Annotated in this window: 24 protein-coding genes and 2 riboswitches; of the genes, 23 read left to right on the top strand and 1 reads right to left on the bottom strand. The window is 42.7% G+C overall.

The window, feature by feature from the left end:
• Positions 1-13: 13 nt before the first annotated feature.
• From LQ216_RS04570 to LQ216_RS04555, 4 genes are all read left to right on the top strand, one after another.
• Positions 14-823, top strand: a complete 810-nt coding sequence (locus tag LQ216_RS04570; protein WP_230127143.1) for an ABC transporter ATP-binding protein — start codon at positions 14-16, stop codon at positions 821-823.
• Positions 824-1,585, top strand: coding sequence for an IucA/IucC family C-terminal-domain containing protein (locus LQ216_RS04565; protein ID WP_230127142.1), 762 nt, complete (start codon positions 824-826; stop codon positions 1,583-1,585).
• 4 nt (positions 1,586-1,589) lie between these two features.
• A complete protein-coding gene (locus tag LQ216_RS04560) occupies positions 1,590-1,844 on the top strand; it encodes a DUF2573 family protein (RefSeq protein WP_230127140.1) in 255 nt (84 codons plus the stop codon).
• A 208-nt stretch (positions 1,845-2,052) separates the two neighbouring features.
• The gene (locus tag LQ216_RS04555) at positions 2,053-2,970 is read left to right on the top strand and encodes a proline dehydrogenase (protein ID WP_230127137.1); all 918 of its coding nucleotides are present in this window, start codon (positions 2,053-2,055) and stop codon (positions 2,968-2,970) included.
• A 221-nt stretch (positions 2,971-3,191) separates the two neighbouring features.
• On the opposite strand, the gene LQ216_RS04550 is transcribed toward LQ216_RS04555, so the two are convergent.
• On the bottom strand, positions 3,192-3,323 hold the full coding sequence (locus tag LQ216_RS04550) for a YuzL family protein (RefSeq protein ID WP_117306777.1): 132 nt from the start codon (positions 3,321-3,323) through the stop codon (positions 3,192-3,194).
• 344 nt (positions 3,324-3,667) lie between these two features.
• On the opposite strand from LQ216_RS04550, the gene LQ216_RS04545 reads away from it, so the two are divergent.
• The 19 genes from LQ216_RS04545 (at position 3,668) to sufB (ending at position 22,655) form a co-directional block, all read left to right on the top strand.
• Positions 3,668-6,055, top strand: a complete 2,388-nt coding sequence (locus LQ216_RS04545; RefSeq protein ID WP_230127135.1) for a 3-hydroxyacyl-CoA dehydrogenase/enoyl-CoA hydratase family protein — start codon at positions 3,668-3,670, stop codon at positions 6,053-6,055.
• Positions 6,056-6,102: 47 nt separating this feature from the next.
• Positions 6,103-7,281 carry an acetyl-CoA C-acetyltransferase gene (locus LQ216_RS04540; RefSeq protein WP_230127133.1) on the top strand — a complete coding sequence of 393 codons (1,179 nt, stop codon included), beginning with the start codon at positions 6,103-6,105 and terminating at the stop codon, positions 7,279-7,281.
• A gap of 197 nt (positions 7,282-7,478) precedes the next feature.
• Positions 7,479-9,263, top strand: coding sequence for an acyl-CoA dehydrogenase family protein (locus LQ216_RS04535; protein WP_230127131.1), 1,785 nt, complete (start codon positions 7,479-7,481; stop codon positions 9,261-9,263).
• 165 nt (positions 9,264-9,428) lie between these two features.
• On the top strand, positions 9,429-9,788 hold the full coding sequence (locus LQ216_RS04530) for an arsenate reductase family protein (RefSeq protein WP_230127130.1): 360 nt from the start codon (positions 9,429-9,431) through the stop codon (positions 9,786-9,788).
• Between the two features lie 76 nt (positions 9,789-9,864).
• Entirely contained in the window at positions 9,865-10,248 is a 384-nt protein-coding gene (gcvH, locus tag LQ216_RS04525) for a glycine cleavage system protein GcvH (RefSeq protein ID WP_230127128.1), read from the top strand.
• 290 nt (positions 10,249-10,538) lie between these two features.
• Positions 10,539-10,745 (top strand): hypothetical protein, encoded by a 207-nt coding sequence (locus LQ216_RS04520; protein WP_230127126.1) that lies wholly within the window; start codon positions 10,539-10,541, stop codon positions 10,743-10,745.
• Positions 10,723-11,088 carry a toprim domain-containing protein gene (locus LQ216_RS04515; RefSeq protein ID WP_230127124.1) on the top strand — a complete coding sequence of 122 codons (366 nt, stop codon included), beginning with the start codon at positions 10,723-10,725 and terminating at the stop codon, positions 11,086-11,088. Before LQ216_RS04520 ends, LQ216_RS04515 begins: the two co-directional genes overlap by 23 nt.
• A 6-nt stretch (positions 11,089-11,094) precedes the next feature.
• Positions 11,095-11,403 (top strand): thioredoxin family protein, encoded by a 309-nt coding sequence (locus LQ216_RS04510; protein WP_230127122.1) that lies wholly within the window; start codon positions 11,095-11,097, stop codon positions 11,401-11,403.
• Positions 11,404-11,507: 104 nt separating this feature from the next.
• Positions 11,508-11,611: riboswitch (SAM riboswitch) on the top strand.
• A 107-nt stretch (positions 11,612-11,718) separates the two neighbouring features.
• A complete protein-coding gene (locus LQ216_RS04505; protein ID WP_230127120.1) occupies positions 11,719-13,011 on the top strand; it encodes an O-acetylhomoserine aminocarboxypropyltransferase/cysteine synthase family protein in 1,293 nt (430 codons plus the stop codon).
• Positions 13,012-13,185: 174 nt separating this feature from the next.
• Positions 13,186-13,296, top strand: a riboswitch (SAM riboswitch).
• A 116-nt stretch (positions 13,297-13,412) separates the two neighbouring features.
• Positions 13,413-14,450 carry a methionine ABC transporter ATP-binding protein gene (locus LQ216_RS04500; RefSeq protein ID WP_230127118.1) on the top strand — a complete coding sequence of 346 codons (1,038 nt, stop codon included), beginning with the start codon at positions 13,413-13,415 and terminating at the stop codon, positions 14,448-14,450.
• Positions 14,440-15,108, top strand: a complete 669-nt coding sequence (locus tag LQ216_RS04495) for a methionine ABC transporter permease (RefSeq protein ID WP_230127116.1) — start codon at positions 14,440-14,442, stop codon at positions 15,106-15,108. The genes LQ216_RS04500 and LQ216_RS04495 overlap by 11 nt, the downstream gene beginning before the upstream one ends.
• Positions 15,109-15,139: 31 nt before the next feature.
• Positions 15,140-15,985, top strand: a complete 846-nt coding sequence (locus tag LQ216_RS04490; RefSeq protein ID WP_230127114.1) for a MetQ/NlpA family ABC transporter substrate-binding protein — start codon at positions 15,140-15,142, stop codon at positions 15,983-15,985.
• 234 nt (positions 15,986-16,219) lie between these two features.
• Complete coding sequence (locus LQ216_RS04485; protein WP_230127112.1) at positions 16,220-16,582, top strand: carboxymuconolactone decarboxylase family protein; 363 nt, start codon at positions 16,220-16,222, stop codon at positions 16,580-16,582.
• 337 nt (positions 16,583-16,919) lie between these two features.
• Positions 16,920-17,060 carry a hypothetical protein gene (locus LQ216_RS04480; RefSeq protein ID WP_230127507.1) on the top strand — a complete coding sequence of 47 codons (141 nt, stop codon included), beginning with the start codon at positions 16,920-16,922 and terminating at the stop codon, positions 17,058-17,060.
• Positions 17,061-17,436: 376 nt separating this feature from the next.
• Positions 17,437-18,222 carry a Fe-S cluster assembly ATPase SufC gene (gene sufC / locus LQ216_RS04475; RefSeq protein WP_230127110.1) on the top strand — a complete coding sequence of 262 codons (786 nt, stop codon included), beginning with the start codon at positions 17,437-17,439 and terminating at the stop codon, positions 18,220-18,222.
• Between the two features lie 15 nt (positions 18,223-18,237).
• The gene (gene sufD / locus LQ216_RS04470; protein ID WP_230127109.1) at positions 18,238-19,545 is read left to right on the top strand and encodes a Fe-S cluster assembly protein SufD; all 1,308 of its coding nucleotides are present in this window, start codon (positions 18,238-18,240) and stop codon (positions 19,543-19,545) included.
• Positions 19,545-20,774 (top strand): cysteine desulfurase, encoded by a 1,230-nt coding sequence (locus LQ216_RS04465; protein ID WP_230127107.1) that lies wholly within the window; start codon positions 19,545-19,547, stop codon positions 20,772-20,774. Before sufD ends, LQ216_RS04465 begins: the two co-directional genes overlap by 1 nt.
• Positions 20,764-21,195 carry a Fe-S cluster assembly sulfur transfer protein SufU gene (gene sufU / locus LQ216_RS04460; RefSeq protein WP_230127105.1) on the top strand — a complete coding sequence of 144 codons (432 nt, stop codon included), beginning with the start codon at positions 20,764-20,766 and terminating at the stop codon, positions 21,193-21,195. Before LQ216_RS04465 ends, sufU begins: the two co-directional genes overlap by 11 nt.
• Positions 21,196-21,257: 62 nt before the next feature.
• Positions 21,258-22,655 carry a Fe-S cluster assembly protein SufB gene (gene sufB / locus LQ216_RS04455; RefSeq protein ID WP_230127102.1) on the top strand — a complete coding sequence of 466 codons (1,398 nt, stop codon included), beginning with the start codon at positions 21,258-21,260 and terminating at the stop codon, positions 22,653-22,655.
• Positions 22,656-22,721 lie beyond the last annotated feature (66 nt).

Here is a 22,721-nt window from a genome sequence, read left to right as displayed (position 1 = left end):
AGGAGTAAGCAAAATGGATAGTGCGATCAAAACTGAATCATTAACGTTATCATATGGCGAGCATGTGATCATTAATGAATTGAACTTAGAAATTCCAAAAGGCAAAATCACTGTATTCATTGGCAGTAATGGTTGCGGTAAATCTACCCTCCTACGCTCTATCGCCCGATTGCTAAAACCAAAGTCCGGTTCTGTTTTGTTGGATGGTGAAGCGATCGCGAAGTTCCCTACTAAAGAGGTAGCAAGGAAGATGGCGATTCTTCCCCAGTCTCCTATCGCACCTGAAGGCTTGACAGTCATGCAGCTTGTCAAACAGGGAAGATATCCTTACCAGAGTTGGTTAAAGCAGTGGACGGAAGAAGACGAGCGGAAGGTGAAAGCGGCTCTTGATGCTACCGGACTGGCTGAATTAGAAGACCGTCCTGTCGATTCCCTTTCTGGTGGCCAGCGTCAGCGAGCATGGATAGCAATGACTTTGGCGCAAGATACGGAGATACTTCTTTTAGATGAGCCTACTACTTATCTAGATATGGCACACCAAATTGATATTCTCGATTTATTGTTTGAATTGAATGAAAAAGAAAATCGGACCATTATTATGGTGCTTCATGATTTGAACTTAGCATGCCGTTACGCACATCATATTGTTGCATTGAAAAACAAAGAGGTTTTTGCCGAGGGTAAACCTGAATATATTATTAACTGTTCTTTGGTAAAAGAAGTATTCCAAATGGATTGTGAGGTTACGGTCGATCCTTTATTTGGGACACCTCTTTGCATACCGCACGGAAAGGGAAGGCGCATTATCAAGGAGGTTTTGTAAATGAACCATGCATTAACGGAACAGGAAATCGAGGCTTTAAGCCCATTTCGTTTTGCTTGTCATGCCGATTCCTCATCTTTCTCTTTCCCTGCCACTGATTTGCTTCGTACAGATAAACTTAATGGTATACTTTTGGCCATACAGAAAAGGCTTGAAACCCCAGATTTAAAGGTTGCTGCATCATTGCTGATGAAACGGTACGGTTTTTATGCTGTCATTAATATGTATACGATGTCGGTTTTAAACAAAAAAATATATTCTCCTATAGAGAACATTACTTTTCAGGATAGTGGGAAAACTGGGTGGATCCCGAATATTGTATATAAAGACTTCTCGGTCGTTCCGTTGAAATCGGATAGGGTTAAGCGGAGGGAGGAGGTCTGCAGGGGAACTTTTGCGGAGCACTTGTATCCTGTTATTGAATCTCTTTCAGTAGAAACGGGATTATCAAAGTTGATAATGTGGGAAAATATAGCCATCTATTTATTTTGGCTGTATGAAAATCTTCTTGAACAGTATAAGGATGCAAATGAAGCTGAAACCATACAATCTGATTTTCATTATCTATTAGTTCAAGCGCCTGGCAGTATCTTTGGCAAACTGGCTGAAAATCCATTAGGATATTATTATACAGAGAAGATTTATGTACCGGCCCAAGATAAGCAAGTGAGGATTCGTGAAACCTGTTGCTTTTCATATAAGATATCTACCAATAATAATTTTTGCGGAGGCTGTCCTCGTATCTGCAAGATGAAAGGGTGATAATATGAATGAAGAATTTGATTCCCAATTTAATGCCCTGCTTGAGAAGTACACCGAATTGTTGACTGGTGAAACCGACCAGGATCTGCAAGCAAAAGTCCAGTATTACATCCTTTATACGTACATCGCCAAATCCATGCCACCCCTCGCAAAGCATTGGAATGAAAAATATCCGGAAGCCAAGAACGAGCTAATGGATATTATTAAGGAAATCAAACAGCTAAATGATGCAAAACGCTCAGAGCAGACCGATAAATAATGAGCAGGCTTCTTCCGATGGGAAGAGCCTTTTTTTATGAATTGTTTACAAACTATTATATAGAAAAAGGAATTTCGAACATTTAAAATTACGCCACCTTACTTCATTGAAATTTTCTATTAACGCAAAATAATTTTTCATATTCAAATATTATGACAAATGGTAAAATAAATACGTCGCTTTTATAGATATATAGGGGGCTATACGCATGGAGCAAATCATGAGGGATTTCTTTCTCTTTCTTTCTAAAAATAAAAGTCTGACCAAGCTGGCTAAAAAATATGGCCTGCACTTTGGCGCCTCCCGTTTCGTCGCTGGAGAAACCATTGATTTGGCGGTAAAGAAAATAAAAGATTTAAATGAAAAAGGCCTTGCTGTAACGGTTGATTATCTTGGCGAATTTGTCGATAACGAAAAAGAAGCGAATGAAATGGCGGACAACTCCATCTTGGCTATCGAAGCGATCGGCAAGCATAAATTGAATTCACAGCTGTCTTTAAAGATGACTTCAATGGGAATGGATATCTCCGAGGAAGTCGTCATGAAGAACATGAGAAAGATTCTCAGCGCTGCGAAAAAAAACGACGTATTTGTAACGATTGATATGGAGGACTATTCACGTTGTGAGACTACGATCGACATCTTCAAGAAATTAAGGCTAGACTATGAGAATGTCGGAACGGTCATTCAGGCGTATCTATTTCGAACCGAAAAGGATATAGATGATCTAAACAGCCTTAACCCGAACCTCCGTCTCGTAAAAGGCGCTTATAAGGAATCCGACGAAGTGGCGTTTCCTGATAAAAAAGATGTCGATGAAAACTATAAAAAGATCATCAAGATCCATTTATTAAATGGAAACTATACCGCAGTTGCCACTCATGATGATGCGATCATTGATTATACAAAACAGCTGGTAAAAGAGTACAACATTCCAAATGATCAATTCGAATTTCAAATGCTTTATGGCATCCGGAATGAGCGCCAGTTGGAGTTAGCGAAGGAAGGCTACAAAATGAGAGTGTACATGCCATACGGCACAGACTGGTATGGTTATTTTATGCGCCGCCTCGCTGAGCGTCCGGCTAACGTGGCCTTCGTCTTAAAAGGAATGCTTAAAAAATAATGGGAATGCGTAATGCGGAAAAACATCTACCTGATGATTTCTCCGCATTTTTTCATTCTATTCCTAAGGCAAAAATATAAACTTTCCTTTCTGCATATAAAACAGAACACAGACTAAGTGCGCCACGTCCTTATGTCTTCGTCTGTGTGACCCACATCCTGTGGGCCTCAACTTCGTCTAATCTCCGCCTTACGGCTCGTCGATCGACGAGTTTTCTTTATTTATTTTTTATATTGGTTATTCTGACTGTTCACTTTCCCGCCGCCATCGTTTTCCACAGTAGGACCTGCATTCCCCTTTACACTCGCAGCACTTACTCCGGCTTTGGAGGGATTCTTTTTCAGTCTCGCCATATTGATCTCACCTCCTGCTTGTCCCGTTTATTTTTTCCGAACCGAATTATAATAACCGTCCATATACTAACGCTCAGTTGCCGCACTTTCTTATCTGCATAAGTGTAACTACGCCTCTGTCCTCGCCTTTCAGAGCTCGCCAATCGGCGAGTTTTCTTTATCTGCGAATGAATAGAATGATAGAAGAAAGAAATATGAGAAAAATATGATTTTTAAAGTAGTTTTTAATTGCGGAATTTTCGAAAATATCTTATATTTAAATCAGCAGGAAAAAACATGTATATTTTTTTGAAAGTAAAATGAATGAGTATTCATTCAATACATTAAGTAAGGGGGATATGAATTTGGTTCGACAAATACGAAAGGCTGCTATTCTGGGGTCGGGAGTTATGGGATCCGGGATTGCTGCACACCTTGCGAACATTGGCATTCCAACTTTATTATTAGACATTGTTCCTCGTGAACTGACAGAGGATGAGAAGAAAAAAGGGCTGACACTTGATGACAAGCAAGTCAGGAACCGCATCAGCCAAAGTTCTGTGCAAAAGCTTTTAAAACAAAAGCCGGCACCGCTGACAGCTAAGAAGAACTTAGCGTTAATTGAAGCGGGTAACCTGGAAGATGACATCGACCGTCTTAGTGAAGTCGATTGGGTCATTGAAGTGGTTGTCGAAAATCTTGCGGTGAAAAAGCAAGTATATGAGAAAGTCGACCAATTCAGAAAGCTGGGCAGCATTGTCAGTTCGAATACTTCAGGTATTTCGATCGAGGCAATGGCTGAAGGTCGTTCGGAAGATTTTAAAAAGAATTTCTTAGGGACACACTTTTTCAACCCGCCTCGTTATTTAAAACTATTGGAAGTGATTCCTACAAAGGACACTGATCCTGAAGTGCTTTCATTCATGAAGCTATTTGGCGAAGATGTTCTTGGCAAAGGCGTGGTTGAAGCAAAGGATACACCGAACTTCATCGCCAACAGGATCGGTACTTACGGCTTGCTTGTAACTGTCCGTGAAATGCTTAAAGGCGGTTACAGTGTAGGGGAAGTAGATTCCATTACAGGCCCAATGATCGGAAGAGCGAAAAGCGCAACTTTCCGTACACTTGATGTCGTGGGACTCGATACTTTCGCGCACGTTGCCAGGAATGTGTATGACCAAGTGGAAGGTGCGGAGAAGGAAGTATTTGAAATTCCCGGCTTTTTGCAAAAAATGATCGATAATGGCTGGCTGGGCAGCAAATCAGGTCAAGGTTTCTTTCTGAAAAAAGGCAAGGAAATCCTTGAATTGAACCCGGAAACATTGGAATACGTTGAAAGAAAGAAATTAAAGACAGCCTCTACTGAGGCAGCAAAACAGCAAAAAGGACTAGCGAACAAAATGAAAGCGCTTGTATATAGCGATGACCGTGCGGGTGAATTGCTATGGAATATCCTTAGCCCTGTTCTTGTTTACTCGGCTGAATTAGTTGGCGAAATTGCTGATGATATTGTAGGAATCGATCAAGCAATGAAATGGGGATTCGGCTGGAGTACGGGCCCATTCGAAACATGGGATGCCATTGGTCTTGAAAAATCAGTTGCCCGTATGGAAGAAGAGGGCACTCAAGTTCCAGGGTGGATTAAAGACATGCTTGCTAATGGGGCTACTTCTTTCTATCAGGAAAACGAAGAAGGTAAAATCTCCTACTATGTAAATGGTGAATATAAAGAGTTGGTTGAGAATCCAAAGGTCATCAATCTGAAATCATTGAAAAAACAAGGCAAAGTCATTAAGAACAACAGCGGTGCCAGCTTGATTGATATCGGCGACGGTGTAGCTTTATTAGAATTTACTTCTCCAAACAATGCAATTGGTCTTGATATCATTCAAATGATCAATTTTGCAGTAGATGAAGTAGAAAAAAATTACAAGGGTCTTGTTATCGGCAACCAGGCGAAAAACTTCTGCGTCGGTGCGAACCTTGCCATGATGCTGATGGAAGCCCAGGATGACAACCTTCCTGAGTTGGATATGGTCATCCGTCACTTCCAGCAAGCGATGATGAAAATCAAATACAGCGGAAAGCCGATTGTAGCCGCTCCGTTCAATATGGCGCTTGGTGGTGGCGCTGAGGTTTGTCTGCCAGCAACACACATCCAGGCTTCAAGCGAAACATATATGGGCTTAGTTGAAGTCGGCGTCGGGTTGATTCCTGGCGGAGGCGGAAACAAAGAACTTTATATCAAGCATTTAAAGAGCATGCCTCAAGGCGTTGAGTTCGACCTGCAAAAGGTTGCCAACAAAGTATTCGAATCGATTGCGACGGCGAAGGTTTCCACATCAGGAGAAGAAGCCAGAGAAAACAATTTCTTGAACTTCGCAGACGGAATCTCTGTTAACCCGGATCACCTGTTACATGATGCGAAACAGGCTGCTCTTGCCCTACATGAGCAAGGGTATACGGCACCTGCAAGAGCTAAAGTTCCTGTAGTAGGCGAGACTGGTTATGCAGCACTTCTGCTGGGTGCGGAATCATTAAGGCTGACGGGTCACATCTCTGACCACGATATGGCAATCGCCAAGAAACTGGCATATGTCATTGCAGGCGGTAAACTACCGTATGGCACAGAAGTGGATGAACAATATTTGTTGGATCTAGAAAGAGAAGCTTTCTTAAGCTTAATCGCTCAACCAAAATCACAACAAAGAATGCAGCACATGCTTGTAAAAGGAAAGCCGTTGCGCAACTAAAAGAACTTGCTTAATGGATTGAGTCAAAAAAAGTAAGGGGGATCTCCATGAGAGAAGCGGTAATTGTAGCCGGGGCACGTACACCGGTAGGTAAAGCGAAAAAAGGTTCTCTTGCTAACGTACGCCCGGATGATTTAGGGGCTCTTGTTGTCAAAGAGACTTTAAAGCGTGCGGGGAATTACGATGGAAATATCGATGATTTGATTATAGGCTGTGCAATGCCTGAGGCAGAACAAGGATTGAACATGGCTAGGAATATCGGTGCGCTGGCTGGGCTGTCGCACGAAGTTCCTGCCATCACGATCAATCGTTATTGTTCAAGCGGCTTGCAAAGTATCGCATACGGCGCTGAAAGAATCATGCTCGGCCAAAGCGATACAGTTATCTCAGGCGGAGCAGAGTCAATGAGTCTTGTACCAATGATGGGCCATGTAACACGTCCGAATTCGAAGCTAGCGGAAACAGCTCCGGAATACTACATGGGAATGGGCCACACGGCTGAAGAAGTTGCAAAGAAATTCGGAATTTCTCGTGAAGATCAGGATGCTTTTGCCGTACGCAGCCACGAAAAAGCAGCTAAGGCCATCGCCGAAGGCAAATTTACTGATGAAATTGTACCGGTTGACGTAACGCTTCGTTCCGTTGGCGCAGATAACAAGCTTAAGGAAAAAACATTCCAATTTTCCCAGGATGAAGGAGTGCGCGCTGGAACTACTACCGAAGTTCTTGGTAAATTACGGCCTGCTTTCTCCGTGACAGGATCCGTTACGGCCGGAAATGCTTCACAAACAAGTGATGGCGCGGCAGCTGTAATGGTAATGGATGGTGAAAAGGCTTCATCTCTTGGCCTTCAGCCAATGGGCAAATTCCGTTCCTTTGCTGTAGCAGGAGTTCCTCCTGAAATCATGGGAATCGGGCCTGTGGCGGCGATTCCGAAAGCGCTAAAACTAGCTGGTCTGGAACTTTCGGATATCGGATTATTCGAATTGAATGAAGCATTCGCTTCGCAATCGATCCAAATTATTCGTGAGCTGGGCCTTAATGAAGAAATCGTTAACGTAAATGGCGGTGCGATCGCCCTTGGTCATCCACTTGGATGTACAGGTGCAAAGTTGACACTTTCCCTTCTACATGAAATGAAACGCAGAAACCAGCAATTCGGAATCGTTACCATGTGTATCGGCGGCGGAATGGGCGCTGCGGGTGTATTCGAATTACTAGCTTAAAGTGAATACACGATCCGCCCTGATATGGTCAGAGCGGATAATGAAATTAAATTGAAACTAATATCTAGTTGCAGCGCCCAGCCGCTCGGGGTTATAAGCCACCCCACTCCAGAAATCAGGATTTCCTGCGCGGTGTGTCTTATACCTGTCGCGGCTAATCAGGGCGCTTCCACTTTAAATCCAGGAGGGCCTAAAAAATGTCAAATCAAACTGAAGCTTTAATAAAAGGCGGCGGCTTTTTAGTCGAAGACGTTTCTTACGAAAGAGTATTCACACCGGAAGATTACACAGATGAGCAAAAAATGATTGCGAAAACCACTGAGGATTACGTAGCAAATGAAGTTCTTCCTCAGGTTGAACACCTTGAAAACCATGAATTCGACCGTTCCGTAAAATTGTTAAAGCAAGCCGGGGACCTCGGATTATTGGGGGCTGATGTTCCTGAGGAATACGGCGGGCTGGGACTTGATAAAATAAGTTCAGCATTGATTTCCGAAAAGATGGCACGTGCAGGCGGCTTCTCGATTACTCACGGAGCTCACGTTGGGATTGGTTCTCTTCCAATCGTTTTATTCGGTAATGAAGAGCAAAAGTCGAAATATCTTCCATTGCTGGCAACTGGTGAGAAACTTGCTGCATATGCACTGACTGAGCCAGGTTCTGGTTCTGATGCACTTGGTGCAAAAACAACAGCGAAATTGAACGCTGAAGGCACTCATTACGTATTAAATGGTGAGAAGCAATGGATCACAAACGCCGGGTTTGCGGATGTATTCGTAGTATATGCAAAAATCGATGGCGACAAGTTCTCAGCTTTCATCGTTGAACGCGAATACCCTGGCGTTTCTACCGGGGCTGAAGAAAAGAAAATGGGTATTAAGAGTTCTTCTACACGTACTTTAATTCTTGCAGATGCACAGGTTCCTGTAGAGAACCTTCTTGGTGAAGCTGGTAGAGGCCACGTCATTGCATTCAATATCTTAAACATTGGACGTTATAAATTAGGGGTAGGTGCTGTAGGTGCATCCAAGCATGCATTGGCTATAACTGCAGCTTATACAAATCAGCGCCAGCAGTTCAAAACACCGCTTTCTTCCTTTAACCTAACAAAAGAAAAACTGGCTACTATGGCATCGAAGCTATATGCTGCTGAAAGCTCTGTTTACCGTACGGTTGGGCTTTTTGAAGACCGAATGAGCAAGCTGACTGACGAGGAAGTCAGAAACGGTAAAGAAGTGGCGAACTCCATTGCCGAATACGCAATAGAGTGCTCACTTAACAAATTCTTTGCATCTGAAGTGTTAGATTATGTTGTTGACGAAGGTGTTCAGCTTCATGGCGGATACGGGTTCATGCAGGAGTATGAAATCGAAAGAGCATATCGTGATTCCCGTATTAACCGTATCTTTGAAGGAACAAACGAAATCAACCGCCTTTTGGTACCCGGAACATTCATCAAGAAAGCACTTAAAGGCGAACTTCCTTTGTTCCAAAAAGCACAGGCTTTGCAGGAAGAATTAATGATGATGATGCCTGAAGAGCCAGGCGATGAGCCATTGGCACAAGAAAAAATGCTAGTGCAGAACGCCAAGAAAATCGGCTTACTGGCTGCAGGCCTTGCTGCCCAAACATTTGGCAAAGAACTGGAGCAGGAACAAGAAGTGCTTGTTAACATTGCGGATATTGCCTCTTTCGCCTATGCGATGGAATCAGCGGTATTGCGCACCGAAAAAGCAATTGCAGCTACAGGACTTGAAAAGAACCAACAAAAGGTTCTTTACACTGAAATTTTCTGTCAGGAAGCTTTCAACCAAATTGAACAGCATGCAAGAGAAACGCTTATTGCTGCACAGAGCGGAGACACTCTACGCACGATGCTGTCTGCTTTCCGTAAATTGACAAGACACAATCCTATCAACGTAATTGCTAAGAAGCGCGAAGCTTCTGCTAAGTTGATCGAAACAGAGAAATACGCTCTATAATCCAACTTAACATGTCAGACCGTTGCCAGACGGAAATATCCTTTTAAGGGTATTTCCGTTTTTCACTTTAAAACAATATTATGAAATGTAAAATCAAAAAAAATTACATCATATACTTTGTATTGGAAAAGAAAAACGGGTATTCTATCAGTAGGTGGTGAAACAATGACCTTAACTTTTTACTGGTATCCAAAATGCGGAACTTGCCGAAAAGCGAAGAAATGGCTGGATAGCCATGAGATTCCATATCTGGAAGTTCATATTGCTGAAAATCCGCCATCAAGAAATGAAATGGAAAATTTATATCGAAATAGTGGATTGGAACTGAAAAAATTCTTTAATACTAGCGGACAAAAGTATAGGGAACTTGGCCTGAAGGATAAGCTAAAAAGCGCAACCGAAGATGAAATGCTGGATTTGTTAGCGAGCGACGGAATGCTGATTAAAAGACCGATTGCCACTGACGGCAGCAAGGTAACAGTCGGCTTTAATGAAGAAGAGTATGAGCGAATATGGCATTCATAATCATTGCCAAAGATCATCTAAATCTATTAACAACAATAGATATCATTTAATTACATAGGTATGGAGGGAATTTACTATGACAACACCAAAGGAATTTCGTTATTCTGAAGAGCATGAGTGGGTAAAGACGGAAGGGGAAAATGTGCGTGTCGGCATTACGCATTTTGCACAATCCGAACTTGGAGACATCGTATTCGTTGAGCTTCCGGAAGTTGGGGCTGAAGTGAAGGCTGACGAGCCATTTGGCAGCGTCGAGTCGGTAAAAACGGTTTCCGAGCTTTATGCACCGATTAGCGGGAAGGTTGTTGAGGTTAATGAAGACCTGAATGATAACCCTGAGTATGTGAACGAATCTCCATACGAAAAAGCATGGATGATTGTTATCGAGCCTTCTGATAAGAGTGAAATCGACAACCTCATGACTGCAGAACAATACGAAGAAATGACAAACGAAGGATAAGATGTTGGAGAAGGCTGTCTAAGTCTTCTCCATTTTTATCCCGCTTTAACGGGCAGTAAGACCCCCACTTCAAGACTTGGATGGAAAAACAAAGATAAGTGGGGGAACAACTGCCCGTAAAAGTCCGATTGGTTCAACTAACCATCGGTGGGGGATAAACAAAACCCCCACCGATGGAAGTTTCACTTTATAAAAATGGCTCTGTTAAACGATAATGTTCTTTTGGGAAGGGAATCTGCGAGACTCCTCGAAAATGCATACGCATTTTCTCGTGCGGTGTCTATTCAAGGATGATGATTCAACGTCCTGCGGAAAAACGGGCTTGCAAGACCCCGCAGCGAGGCACGAGTGAAGTTCGTCCGCGGAAAGCGAGTGGATTTCCTGACCATTTGAAAATCAATAATGGAATTTACCATAGCTGCAAAAATAATAATTTAGGGCTCGTATTCTGGGCTGTGATAGCGGGTGATGACAATGGAAAGCGGACTATTACTTGATAAAGTTATCATTGTGGAAGGAACTTCTGATAAAAAGAAAGTGAAAAGTGTGCTCAAGGAAGACATTGAAATCATCTGCACGAATGGTACGATTTCGTTAACGAAGCTGGATGAGCTGGTAGATGAGTTATTTAACAGGGATGTTTATATTCTTGTGGATGCGGATGAGTCGGGTGAGAAGCTTAGAAAACAATTCAAAAGGGAAATGCCCGAGGCCTCGCATCTTTATATCGATAGGATGTATCGGGAAGTTGCCTCGGCCCCGGCCTATCATATTGCTACCGTGCTGTTAAGCGCGAATATCGATGTGAAAATGGAATTTGTAGAACAAAGGATGATTTAACGGGTTATGGAGGAATGGACAGAAAAAGAATTAAATACGGCGATACAATGGAAGCGAACATTTTGCCTGTATCTATATACACCCATGTGTGGAACATGCCAGGTCGCATCCAAAATGTTATCCGTGTCACTTGAAATGTTTCCAGACGTCACTTGCGGTCAAATGAACATGAATTTTTCGAAGAACCTGGCGGCGCAATATACAATCGAAAGCGTCCCCTGTCTGATGGTATTCAAAGAAGGAAAACTTGAAAGGAAAATATATGCATTTCAATCAGTACCATACCTGTATGAGGTGTTGAAGGAGATATCTTAACAAGGGGACAGCCAGGAAAAAAACAAAATGCATCATTGTTGACCACGGTAGTGTTGTATGATATATTTTCAGGAAATGAGCAAAACAAATTGAATATTCAGATTGTCTTATCAAGAGAGGCGGAGGGACTGGCCCGACGATGCCCGGCAACCGGTAAACACATACACGGTGCTAAATCCAGCAGAGTATTGGCTCTGGAAGATAAGGAGAGATAGATCAGCCTCTTCTTATGAAGAGGTTTTTTTATCTTTTATAGCATCATGAAATAGATAACAATCAGAGCTGGAAAAACAAATGGTGGAGGAGAGTTGTATTATGACGGAAAAGAAGAGAGACTATCGTTTTGAGACTTTGAGTATTCATGGAGGACTAAAAGCTGATCCGGTAACAGGGGCAAGGGCTTTGCCGATTTACATGAGCAATGCGTATCAGTTTAAAGATACCGATCATGCCGCGAACTTATTCGGGTTGAAGGAGCCAGGTTACATATATACACGTATCCACAACCCGACAGTTACCGTTTTTGAGGAACGGGTGTCCCTGCTTGAAGGTGGGATCGGAGCTCTGGCAACGGCAAGCGGAATGGCTGCGATTACGTTATCCATTTTGAATATAGCCGGCTCGGGGGATGAGATCGTTTCGGCATCTACCTTGTACGGAGGGACATATAATCTATTTGCGAACACACTTCCTAAATATGGGATCAAGGTGCATTTTGTTGATCCGGCTGATCCGGAAAATTTCCGAAAAGCCATTACACCAAGAACAAAGGCGGTCTTTGCAGAAACGATTGGCAATCCGAGCCTTCGAATCCTTGATATCGAAAAGGTTGCAGATATCGCACATGAAGCAGGTGTCCCATTAATTATTGATAATACATTTGCTACTCCATACTTGTGCCGTCCGATTGACTTTGGAGCGGACATCGTCGTTCACTCAGCAACCAAATGGCTGTTAGGAAACGGAACAACACTTGGCGGGATCATCGTTGACGCCGGAAAATTCAATTGGAATTCTCCGAACTTCCCTGGCTTTACTGAACCGGATCCAAGTTATGACGGGATCGTATATAGCGAAGCGGTTGGAGCGGCTGCCTTCATCACGAAAGCACGGGTCCAATTGCTACGTGATTTAGGCCCAGCCATAAGCCCGCAAAATGCATTCCAGTTTACGCTTGGATTAGAGACTTTGCATGTGAGGATGAAGGAGCATATTACAAATACGAAGACGATAGTGGAGTATTTGGAAAACCATCCTGCTGTAACTTGGGTTAGTTACCCCGGAAAAGCGGATCATCCGGATAAAGAACTCGCAGATAAATATTTGCCAAAAGGAGCAGGGGCTGTTGTTATTTTCGGCATAGAAGGGGGAAGAGAAGCGGGAGCAAAATTAATTAATTCAATCGAACTATGGTCGCATCTGGCTAACGTGGGTGATGCGAAAAGTTTAATTATCCATCCCGCAAGCACGACACACCAACAGTTGAACGCGGAGGACCTTTTGAAGTCAGGTGTCAGTGAGGATCTGGTGCGCTTATCAGTTGGGATTGAAAACGTGGAAGATTTAATCGAGGACTTAGAACAGGCGATTGAGAAAGCGACAGGATAAATATCCAAAGCTGCTAAAACGCTTTATATAAGTGGAATAGATACCAACAGAGGTATAACTAATAATCTCGTAGAAATGATATACATTTGACACTCTCTCTTTTTCCGTGATAAAATCACAAAAGTAATCATAAATGAACGTAACGAAGAAATTTCGTCAATTTAATATAGTTAGCTCTTATCAAGAGAGGTGGAGGGATGTGCCCGACGAAGCCCGGCAACCGGCAAGGTTTTTACCTTGAAAAGGTGCCAATTCACGCAAAGCGAATGCTTTGGGAGATGAGAGAAAGGCTTCATAATTAATCTGCCTTTCTGCTCACGCGGGAAGGTTTTTTTATTGGCCTTAAAAAGAGTCGACTATACTACGAAGTTCACAGTTTTATGGATAAGAGGTGAGTGCAAATGATTACACTTTCAAATTTAAGTAAAATATTTCGGTCTGGATTTTCATCAGGCGATCCAATAGTGGCAGTAGACGACGTGAATGTAACCGTTAAGGATGGGGAAATCTTTGGCGTGATCGGGTATAGCGGAGCAGGGAAAAGTACCTTGATCAGAATGCTGAACGGGTTAGAGACGCCAACGGAAGGTTCTGTAACGGTTGCAGGCAATGAGGTTTCCAAAATTAAAGGAGCCCAGTTACGAAAAGCCCGCCAGGAAATAAGCATGATCTTTCAGCATTTTAATCTGCTATGGTCAAGAACTGTGTTTGACAATATCTCCTTTCCGTTAGAAATTGCCGGAGTTCCAGCAGGGCAACGTAAGAAACGAGTCGAAGAGCTGATTAATCTCGTTGGCCTTGATGGCAGGGAACAAGCATATCCTTCCCAGCTGAGCGGTGGGCAAAAGCAGAGAGTGGGTATCGCAAGAGCGCTCGCAAATAACCCAAAAGTCCTTTTGTGTGATGAGGCCACTTCCGCTCTCGATCCACAGACAACGGATTCTATCTTGGATTTGCTCGTTGATATCAATAAACGCTTGGGATTAACCATCGTTTTGATCACGCATGAAATGCATGTAATCCGTAAAATCTGCCACCGGGTAGCTGTTATGGAAAGCGGAAAGATTGTCGAGCTTGGTCCGGTTTTGGATGTTTTCAAAAATCCTGTTGAACAAATCACCAAGCGTTTCGTACAACAGGTTACGGAACCTGAGGAAACGAAGGAAACAATTGCACATCTTTTGAATCAATTTCCGGACGGAAAAGTGATTCAATTGTCCTTTGTGGGAGACAGTGTAGAAAGCCCTGTGATTACCAAGTTGATCCGTACTTATAATCTGGATGTGAATATTTTGCAGGGGAAAATTTCGCAAACTCAAAACGGTTCTTACGGGACTTTGTTTATTCATCTAAACGGGGACATCGAGGAAATCAATCGCGGCATCGAATTCATCAAAGAGCAGCAGGTTGGCGTGGAGGTGATTTCCGATGATGAGTGAGTTGTTTCCGAATGTTATTTGGGAAAGAATGTGGACGGCTACAGAACAAACCCTGTATATGACGGGAATCTCGCTCGTGGCAACCTTTTTTATAGGGATCTTGCTCGGCCTGTTGCTATTTTTGACATCGAAAGGTCAGCTGTGGGAAAATAAATTCATCAACGTTATTGTTTCGGCTGTTGTAAATATTTTCCGCTCAATTCCTTTTATCATTCTGATTATCCTGTTGATTCCGTTTACAAAGGCAATCGTGAATACGATGCTCGGACCAAGCGCGGCGCTTCCGGCGTTAATCATAGGTTCCGCGCCGTTTTACGCACGATTGGTCGAAATCGGCTTGCGTGAGGTAGACAAAGGGGTCATTGAGGCTGCCAGGTCAATGGGGGCGAGAACAAGCACGCTCATCTTTAAAGTGCTTTTGCCTGAGTCCATGCCTGCTTTGGTTTCTGGAATAACGGTAACAGCGATTGCGCTCGTTGGCTATACTGCCATGGCAGGTGCAATCGGTGCAGGAGGGCTTGGAAATCTGGCCTATCTGGAAGGGTTTCAGCGTAGTAATAGCGATGTGACATTGCTGGCTACCGTTCTTATCCTAGTGATTGTGTTTATTATTCAATTTATTGGCGATATTATCTCATCTAAAATAGATAAAAGATAATCAAATTTAGTAGTTTACAGGAGGAAAAGAAATGAAAAAGTGGTTAAAAACATTGGCTGCTTCAACAGCGTTGGTATTAAGCTTAGCAGCTTGCGGCACTGACGAAGATGGCGGTGCATCAGAATCAAAACCTGAAACAGAAGACAAGAAGATTGTTGTGGGTGCATCAAATATTCCACACGCAGAAATTCTTGAAAAGGCTAAGCCGATTTTGGAAGAAGAAGGCGTAGAGCTTGAAGTTCAGGTATTCTCGGATTATATCCTTCCGAATAGGGCACTTGAAGATAAGGAAATCGATGCTAACTACTTCCAGCACATTCCGTACATGGAATTGCAGATGAAGGAAGAAGGCTATAAATTTGCCAATGCTGGCGGAATTCATATTGAGCCGATTGGAATCTATTCCAAGAAGCACAAAAGCCTTGAAGATATCCCTGAAGGTGGAACAATTATCATGAGGGATTCTGTAGCTGACCATGGCCGAATCTTAATGATTTTCCAAGAAAAAGGCCTTATTAAACTAAAAGACGGCATTGATAAGACAAGCGCAACCATTGATGATATTGTAGAAAATCCTAAGAAGCTTAAGTTTAAGCCGGATGTTGAAGCTGGATTGCTGCCTCAAATTTATAACAATGATGAAGGCGATGCAGTTGTTATCAATGCGAATTATGCGTTAGATGCCGGACTGGATCCGGTCAACGATCCAATCGCTGTTGAATCTAAAAAAGATAACCCATATGTGAATGTTATCACTGTCCGTAAAGGCGATGAAGACCGCGCGGAAATTAAAAAGTTAGTTGAAGTTTTAAAATCCAAGGAAATTCAGGATTATATTAATGAACAATACAAAGGTGCGGTAGTGCCTGCAGAATAATTTGATAAGAGGGCGGCTCATAAAGAGCTGTCCTCTTTATTTATTTTTGAAGTTGATTGAATGATTCACAAATGTGATTGAATTTTAATAGATTCCCGCTGAATTCTTCATGTATTTATTTGAATATCGTAAGTTCGGTTTCAGTCATCTGCCTCTTTTTTACTCTTGATGGACTCGTATATATGTTTTCGGTATGTAAATACTATACGGGATAATGAATGAGGAGATGATTTGATGAGCAATGAACCAAGAAACGCCACAGAGACTGCGATCCATGATTACAAAGAAGGTCTAGGGATGTTTATGCAAAAAATGCCTGATCTCGCACAGCATTATAACGCCTTTACAGAAGCTTGCTTCAAGGACGGCCAAGTCTCCCAAAAGAACAAACAGCTTATAGCACTGGGGATTAGCCTTTATACACAAGATGAGTATTGCATTCTCTACCATGTAAAGGGATGCTTGGATAATGGGGCGAGTGAAGAAGAAATCATGGAAGCAATGGGGGTTTCGATGGCCTTCGGTGGTGGTGCGGTCATGAGTCAGGCTGTTACACTCGTTCAGGATGCTTTGCAGGAACTAAAAGAGGTTCATTAAAAAACCTAAGATGAAGGTTTCGGTAGGGCGAGGTACCGATACTTTCAACTTAGGTTTTTATTTATTTTCGGACTCACTTATACTTTTATCATTCAAAATTCATGCATCCATTCTAAAAAAGGCCGTTAAACTTCTCTATTTGGAGGATTAAGGAGCCGATTCATTATGAGCGTTTCGAGAGTAAGGAATTTCCAGTTTAATCGCAAACTACAGGGGTATATGAAGTTTGAGTGAACAAAAGCTCAGGTGTTAGAATAAAAGAGAAACGAAAATCAGAAAGGATTGATTCATTATCAACTCTCTAGATTTAAACGTTACAAGCGAAATGGAAAAGGCGATGCAACAGTCACACGGGATTGGCTATAGTGAGTACAGCAGAAAGTTAGATGTCCGGCTCCAGGTGGAAAAACGAAGAGAAAGAGAGTATGAGCAATGCAATCAGATCGTTAATGATCTTCAGCGCAAGCTTCATCCGTAAGTTTGCTTTATAAAAGAAGACAAAACTTGACCTTCATACAGTTTAAACAATGGAAGTTTCATGAGCACTTGCTGCCTTGAGACTTCTTTTCGTTTATAAATCGCTATGTTTTTCGAATGAAGAAACTCGAATTGACAAAAGCTATAACAATGTATTTGACATGAAAAACACACATATTATTCCATTCCTCGTTAATTGGACTGCCTGCCTGAGAATTTCCACTATGTACAAAGGGTTATAAAGCCTTTATTAGTTGCTTACACTTTTTATTTGTTATAAGATTGTAATGAGAATAAATTGAGAATGAATGAAATTATAGAAGGAATGCGGAACGCTTCCATGCTATAAATTAGGAATTTCCACGGAGGTAAAGATAATGGCTGGTTCTACATTAACAATCAAAGATCTACATGTATCTATCGAAGGTAAAGAAATATTAAAAGGGGTAAACCTTGAGGTTAAAGGTGGAGAAATCCATGCAATTATGGGTCCGAATGGTACAGGTAAATCCACTTTATCTTCAGCGATAATGGGTCACCCTAAATATGAAGTAACGAGCGGAAGCATCACATTCGATGGTGAAGATGTGCTTGAAATGGCAGTTGACGAGCGTGCGCGTGTCGGACTTTTCCTTGCGATGCAATATCCGAGTGAAATAAATGGTGTGACAAATGCGGACTTCCTTCGTTCAGCGATTAACAGTCGCCGCGAGGAAGGCGATGAAATTTCATTGATGAAGTTCATTCGCACAATGGATGAAAAAATGGAGCTTCTCGAAATGGATGAGGATATGGCTCAACGTTATCTTAACGAGGGGTTCTCAGGCGGGGAGAAGAAACGAAACGAAATTCTCCAGCTTATGCTGATTGAGCCAAAGATTGCAATCCTCGATGAAATAGACTCCGGATTGGATATCGATGCGTTGAAGGTCGTTTCAAAAGGCATCAATGAAATGCGTGGTGGAGAATTCGGATGCTTGATCATCACTCACTATCAGCGGCTCCTAAATTACATTACTCCTGATTACGTTCACGTTATGATGCAAGGCCGTGTCGTGAAATCTGGCGGACCTGAGCTTGCGAAGCGTCTTGAAGCAGAAGGATACGATTGGATTAAGCAAGAATTAGGAATTGAAGACGAAACAGTAGGCCAAGAAGCGTAAGTAGGGGGATTTGAAATGACTACGGAAACGAAACTACCGATTGATAAGGAGAATATCCGCTCCTATTCACAACAAAACAATGAACCATCCTGGCTTTCAGAGCTTCGGGTTCAAGCCTTGGCTGAATTCGAAAACCTTCCGTTGCCAAAGGCTGATAAAACAAAGATCGATAAATGGAACTTCACTTCCTTTAAATCGCATATAGTGGAAAGCACTACATTTACTTCTTTGGAAGAACTTCCAGAGGAAGTGAAATCGCTTATTAATATAGAAGAAGCAAAAAATCTATACATTCAACGCAATAACACACCTGCGTTCGCTAGTATTAGTGACGAGTTGAAAAGCCAAGGAGTTATCTTCACTGATATTTTCACGGCAGCTCGCGAGCATGGAGAATTAGTACAAAAGTATTTCATGAAAGACGGCGTGAAAGTAAATGAGCATCGTTTAACGGCTCTGCATGCTGCTCTATTGAATGGCGGAACCTTCCTCTATGTACCTAAGAATGTCGAAATTAAAGAACCCGTCCAAGCGGTATTCATTGTTGATCATCCTGATACTACGCTTTTCAACCATGTCTTGGTCGTTGCAGAGGCAAATAGTTCTGTAACGTATGTTGAAAACTACATTTCCACTGTAGAAGCAGAAAATGGTGTAGCAAATATCATCACAGAAGTATTTGTTAATGATAATGCAAAGGTTGAATATGGTGCGGTTGATACATTAGCTAAAGGGTATACTTCATACGTAAATCGTCGAGGTGTTGCAGGCCGTGATGCTCGCATTGAATGGGCACTTGGTCTTATGAATGACGGAGATACGATTTCCGACAATACAACCTATCTAATGGGAGACGGATCATTTGGCGATACCAAATCAGTAGTTGTTGGCCGTGGAGAGCAAAAACAAAACTTCACGACTCAAGTCATTCACTACGGCAAGCGTTCTGAAGGTTATATCCTGAAGCATGGTGTAATGAAAGACAGCGCTTCTACCATTTTTAATGGCATCGGAAAAATTGAGCATGGCGCTACCAAGGCTAATGCTGAACAGGAATCGCGCGTTCTGATGTTAAGTGAGAAAGCACGCGGAGATGCCAACCCGATCTTGCTTATTGATGAAGATGATGTTACCGCAGGACATGCTGCTTCTGTTGGGCGGGTTGATCCGATTCAGCTCTACTATTTAATGAGTCGGGGAATTCCGCAAGTTGAGGCAGAAAGGCTTGTCATTCATGGTTTCCTTGCACCGGTCGTCAATCAGCTTCCAATTGAAGGAGTTAAGAAGCAGCTGACTGAGGTCATTGAAAGGAAAGTTAAATAATGAACCCATACGAAATTCGTAAGCTTTTCCCAATACTGGATCAGGAAGTGAACGGTCAACCACTGGTTTATCTGGATAGTGCCGCAACATCGCAAAAGCCCGTTTCAGTGATTAAAGCAATTGAGGAGTATTATCGCGGTTACAACTCTAACGTACACCGCGGAGTCCATACCCTTGGAACGAAAGCTACGGATGCGTACGAAGGGGCACGCGAAAAGGTCAGAAAGTTTATCAATGCGGCCTCTACCGAAGAAGTGATCTTCACAAGAGGCACGACAACATCCTTAAACACTGTAGCGCGAAGCTACGGGGGTGCTAATTTATCAGCTGGAGATGAGATCGTCATCTCCTATATGGAGCACCACAGCAATATCATACCGTGGCAGCAAATTGCCAAGGAAACCGGTGCCACGTTAAAATATGTGCCACTTCAAGAGGATGGAACGATTTCACTTGAAGATATGAGAGATACAGTAACCGAACGGACAAAGATTGTTTCCATTATGCATGTTTCCAACGTCCTAGGTGTTATTAATCCGATTAAAGAAATCGCAACAATCGCCCACGAAAAAGGAGCGGTGATGGTCGTGGACGGTGCCCAAAGCGCTCCCCACCTTAAAGTGGATGTCCGTGATTTAGATTGTGATTTTTATGCTTTTTCTGGTCATAAAATGGTCGGTCCCACCGGTATCGGCGCACTTTATGGAAAAAAAGAGCATCTCGAAAAAATGGAACCGATTGAATTTGGCGGTGAAATGATCGATTTCGTTGGCTTATACGAATCCACCTGGAAGGAGCTTCCGTGGAAGTTCGAGGGCGGTACCCCGATTATCGCGGGAGCCATCGGGCTCGGAGCTGCTATCGATTTCCTGGAAGAAGTCGGATTGGAAAACATTGAAGCGCATGAGCATAAGCTGGCAGCCTATGCACTTGAGAAAATGTCCGCCATCGATGGGCTAACCATTTACGGACCTCGGGATGCGGGCAAACGTGCAGGGGTGGTTACTTTCAATATCGCGGATGTTCATCCTCATGATGTTGCCACCGTACTGGATGCGGAGGGGATTGCCGTCCGCGCTGGCCACCATTGTGCACAGCCACTTATGAAATGGCTCGATGTATCTGCAACGGCAAGAGCCAGCTTTTACCTCTATAACACGGAAGAAGACATTGATAAGCTTGTAGAAGGGCTTGTCAAAACAAAGGAGTATTTCAGCAATGTCTTTTAATAACCTAGATACACTATACCGTCAAGTAATCATGGATCATTACAAGAATCCCCGCAACAAAGGCAGCTTGGAAAATGGCAACCTTGTAGTGGATATGAACAATCCAACATGTGGTGATAGGATCAGGTTAACGATGCAAGTGGAAGACGGTAAAGTGACAGACACTAAATTCGATGGAGAAGGCTGTTCGATCTCAATGAGTTCAGCTTCAATGATGACCCAGGCCATCAAAGGGAAGGATGTCGAAACAGCGATGAAGCTGTCAAACACTTTTTCGGAAATGATCCAGGGGAAAGAATATGACGAAAATGGTCTTGACCTTGGTGACATTGAGGCCCTTCAAGGGGTGTCAAAGTTCCCTGCCCGCATTAAATGTGCGACCCTTGCGTGGAAAGCGATGGAAAAGGGCTTACAGGAATAAACAAAACACAAGCAATGGCGTGTTTTCACACCGGATGCTAATTGAAATGGAGGAAAAGTGATATGGCGAAGAAAATGCCTGAGATTGGCGATTATAAATATGGCTTTGCTGATAGAGACGTATCGATTTTCCGGTCAAAACGCGGTTTAACGAAAGAAATCGTGGAAGAGATCTCACGAATGAAAGAGGAGCCGCAATGGATGCTCGATTTCCGCTTGAAATCATTGGAGCATTTCTACAAAATGCCAATGCCGCAATGGGGCGGAGACTTACAAAGCTTAAACTTTGATGAGATTACGTACTATGTTAAGCCATCCGAGAAATCAGAAAAATCATGGGATGAAGTTCCGGAAGAAATTAAACAAACGTTTGATAAACTCGGTATCCCAGAGGCAGAGCAAAAGTATCTGGCTGGTGTATCCGCTCAGTATGAATCCGAGGTTGTTTACCATAACATGAAGGAAGACCTGGAAGAAATGGGTATTGTTTTTAAAGATACCGATTCAGCACTTAAGGAAAATGAAGATATTTTCCGCGAGTATTTTGGAAAAACGATTCCTCCAACAGATAATAAATTCGCTGCATTGAATTCAGCTGTATGGTCCGGCGGTTCTTTCATCTACGTGCCAAAAGGCATAAAGGTTGATACACCGCTGCAGGCATACTTCCGTATCAATTCAGAAAATATGGGGCAGTTCGAGCGTACTTTGATCATTGTGGATGAAGGCGCACATGTGCACTATGTTGAAGGATGTACGGCACCGGTATACACAACCAATTCACTTCACAGTGCGGTTGTCGAAATCATCGTCAAAAAAGATGCGTACTGCCGTTACACAACAATCCAAAACTGGGCCAATAACGTGTTTAACCTGGTTACAAAGCGTGCTGTTTGCGATGCTAATGCAACAATGGAATGGATTGATGGAAACATCGGTTCGAAGCTTACAATGAAATACCCGGCTGTTATCCTAAAAGGGGAAGGCGCACGCGGTATGACATTATCAATCGCGATTGCCGGTAAAGGTCAGCATCAGGATGCAGGGGCTAAAATGACCCACCTTGCACCGAACACATCTTCAACGATTGTGTCTAAGTCGATTTCCAAGCACGGCGGTAAAGTAACATATCGCGGTATTGTCCACTTCGGTCGTAAAGCAGATGGCGCCCGTTCTAATATCGAGTGCGACACATTAATCATGGATAATCAGTCTACTTCTGATACCATTCCTTACAATGAAATCTTAAACGATAATATTTCATTAGAACACGAAGCAAAGGTATCCAAGGTTTCTGAGGAACAGTTATTCTACCTTATGAGCCGCGGTATCTCTCAGCAGGAAGCTACTGAAATGATCGTAATGGGCTTCATTGAGCCTTTCACGAAAGAACTTCCAATGGAATATGCGGTAGAAATGAACCGCTTAATCAAGTTCGAAATGGAAGGTTCTATCGGGTAAAAGAATATACAATCCGCCCCGCTGAAGATGTTTCAGCGGGGTATTTTATATTTAAGTAATTATAAA

It is taken from the genome of Bacillus sp. CECT 9360, from assembly GCF_918741275.1.
Lineage (GTDB): Bacteria > Bacillota > Bacilli > Bacillales > DSM-1321 > Peribacillus.
Note: the sequence above shows the minus strand (reverse complement) of the source record. Positions and strands in the feature narration are given on the sequence as shown.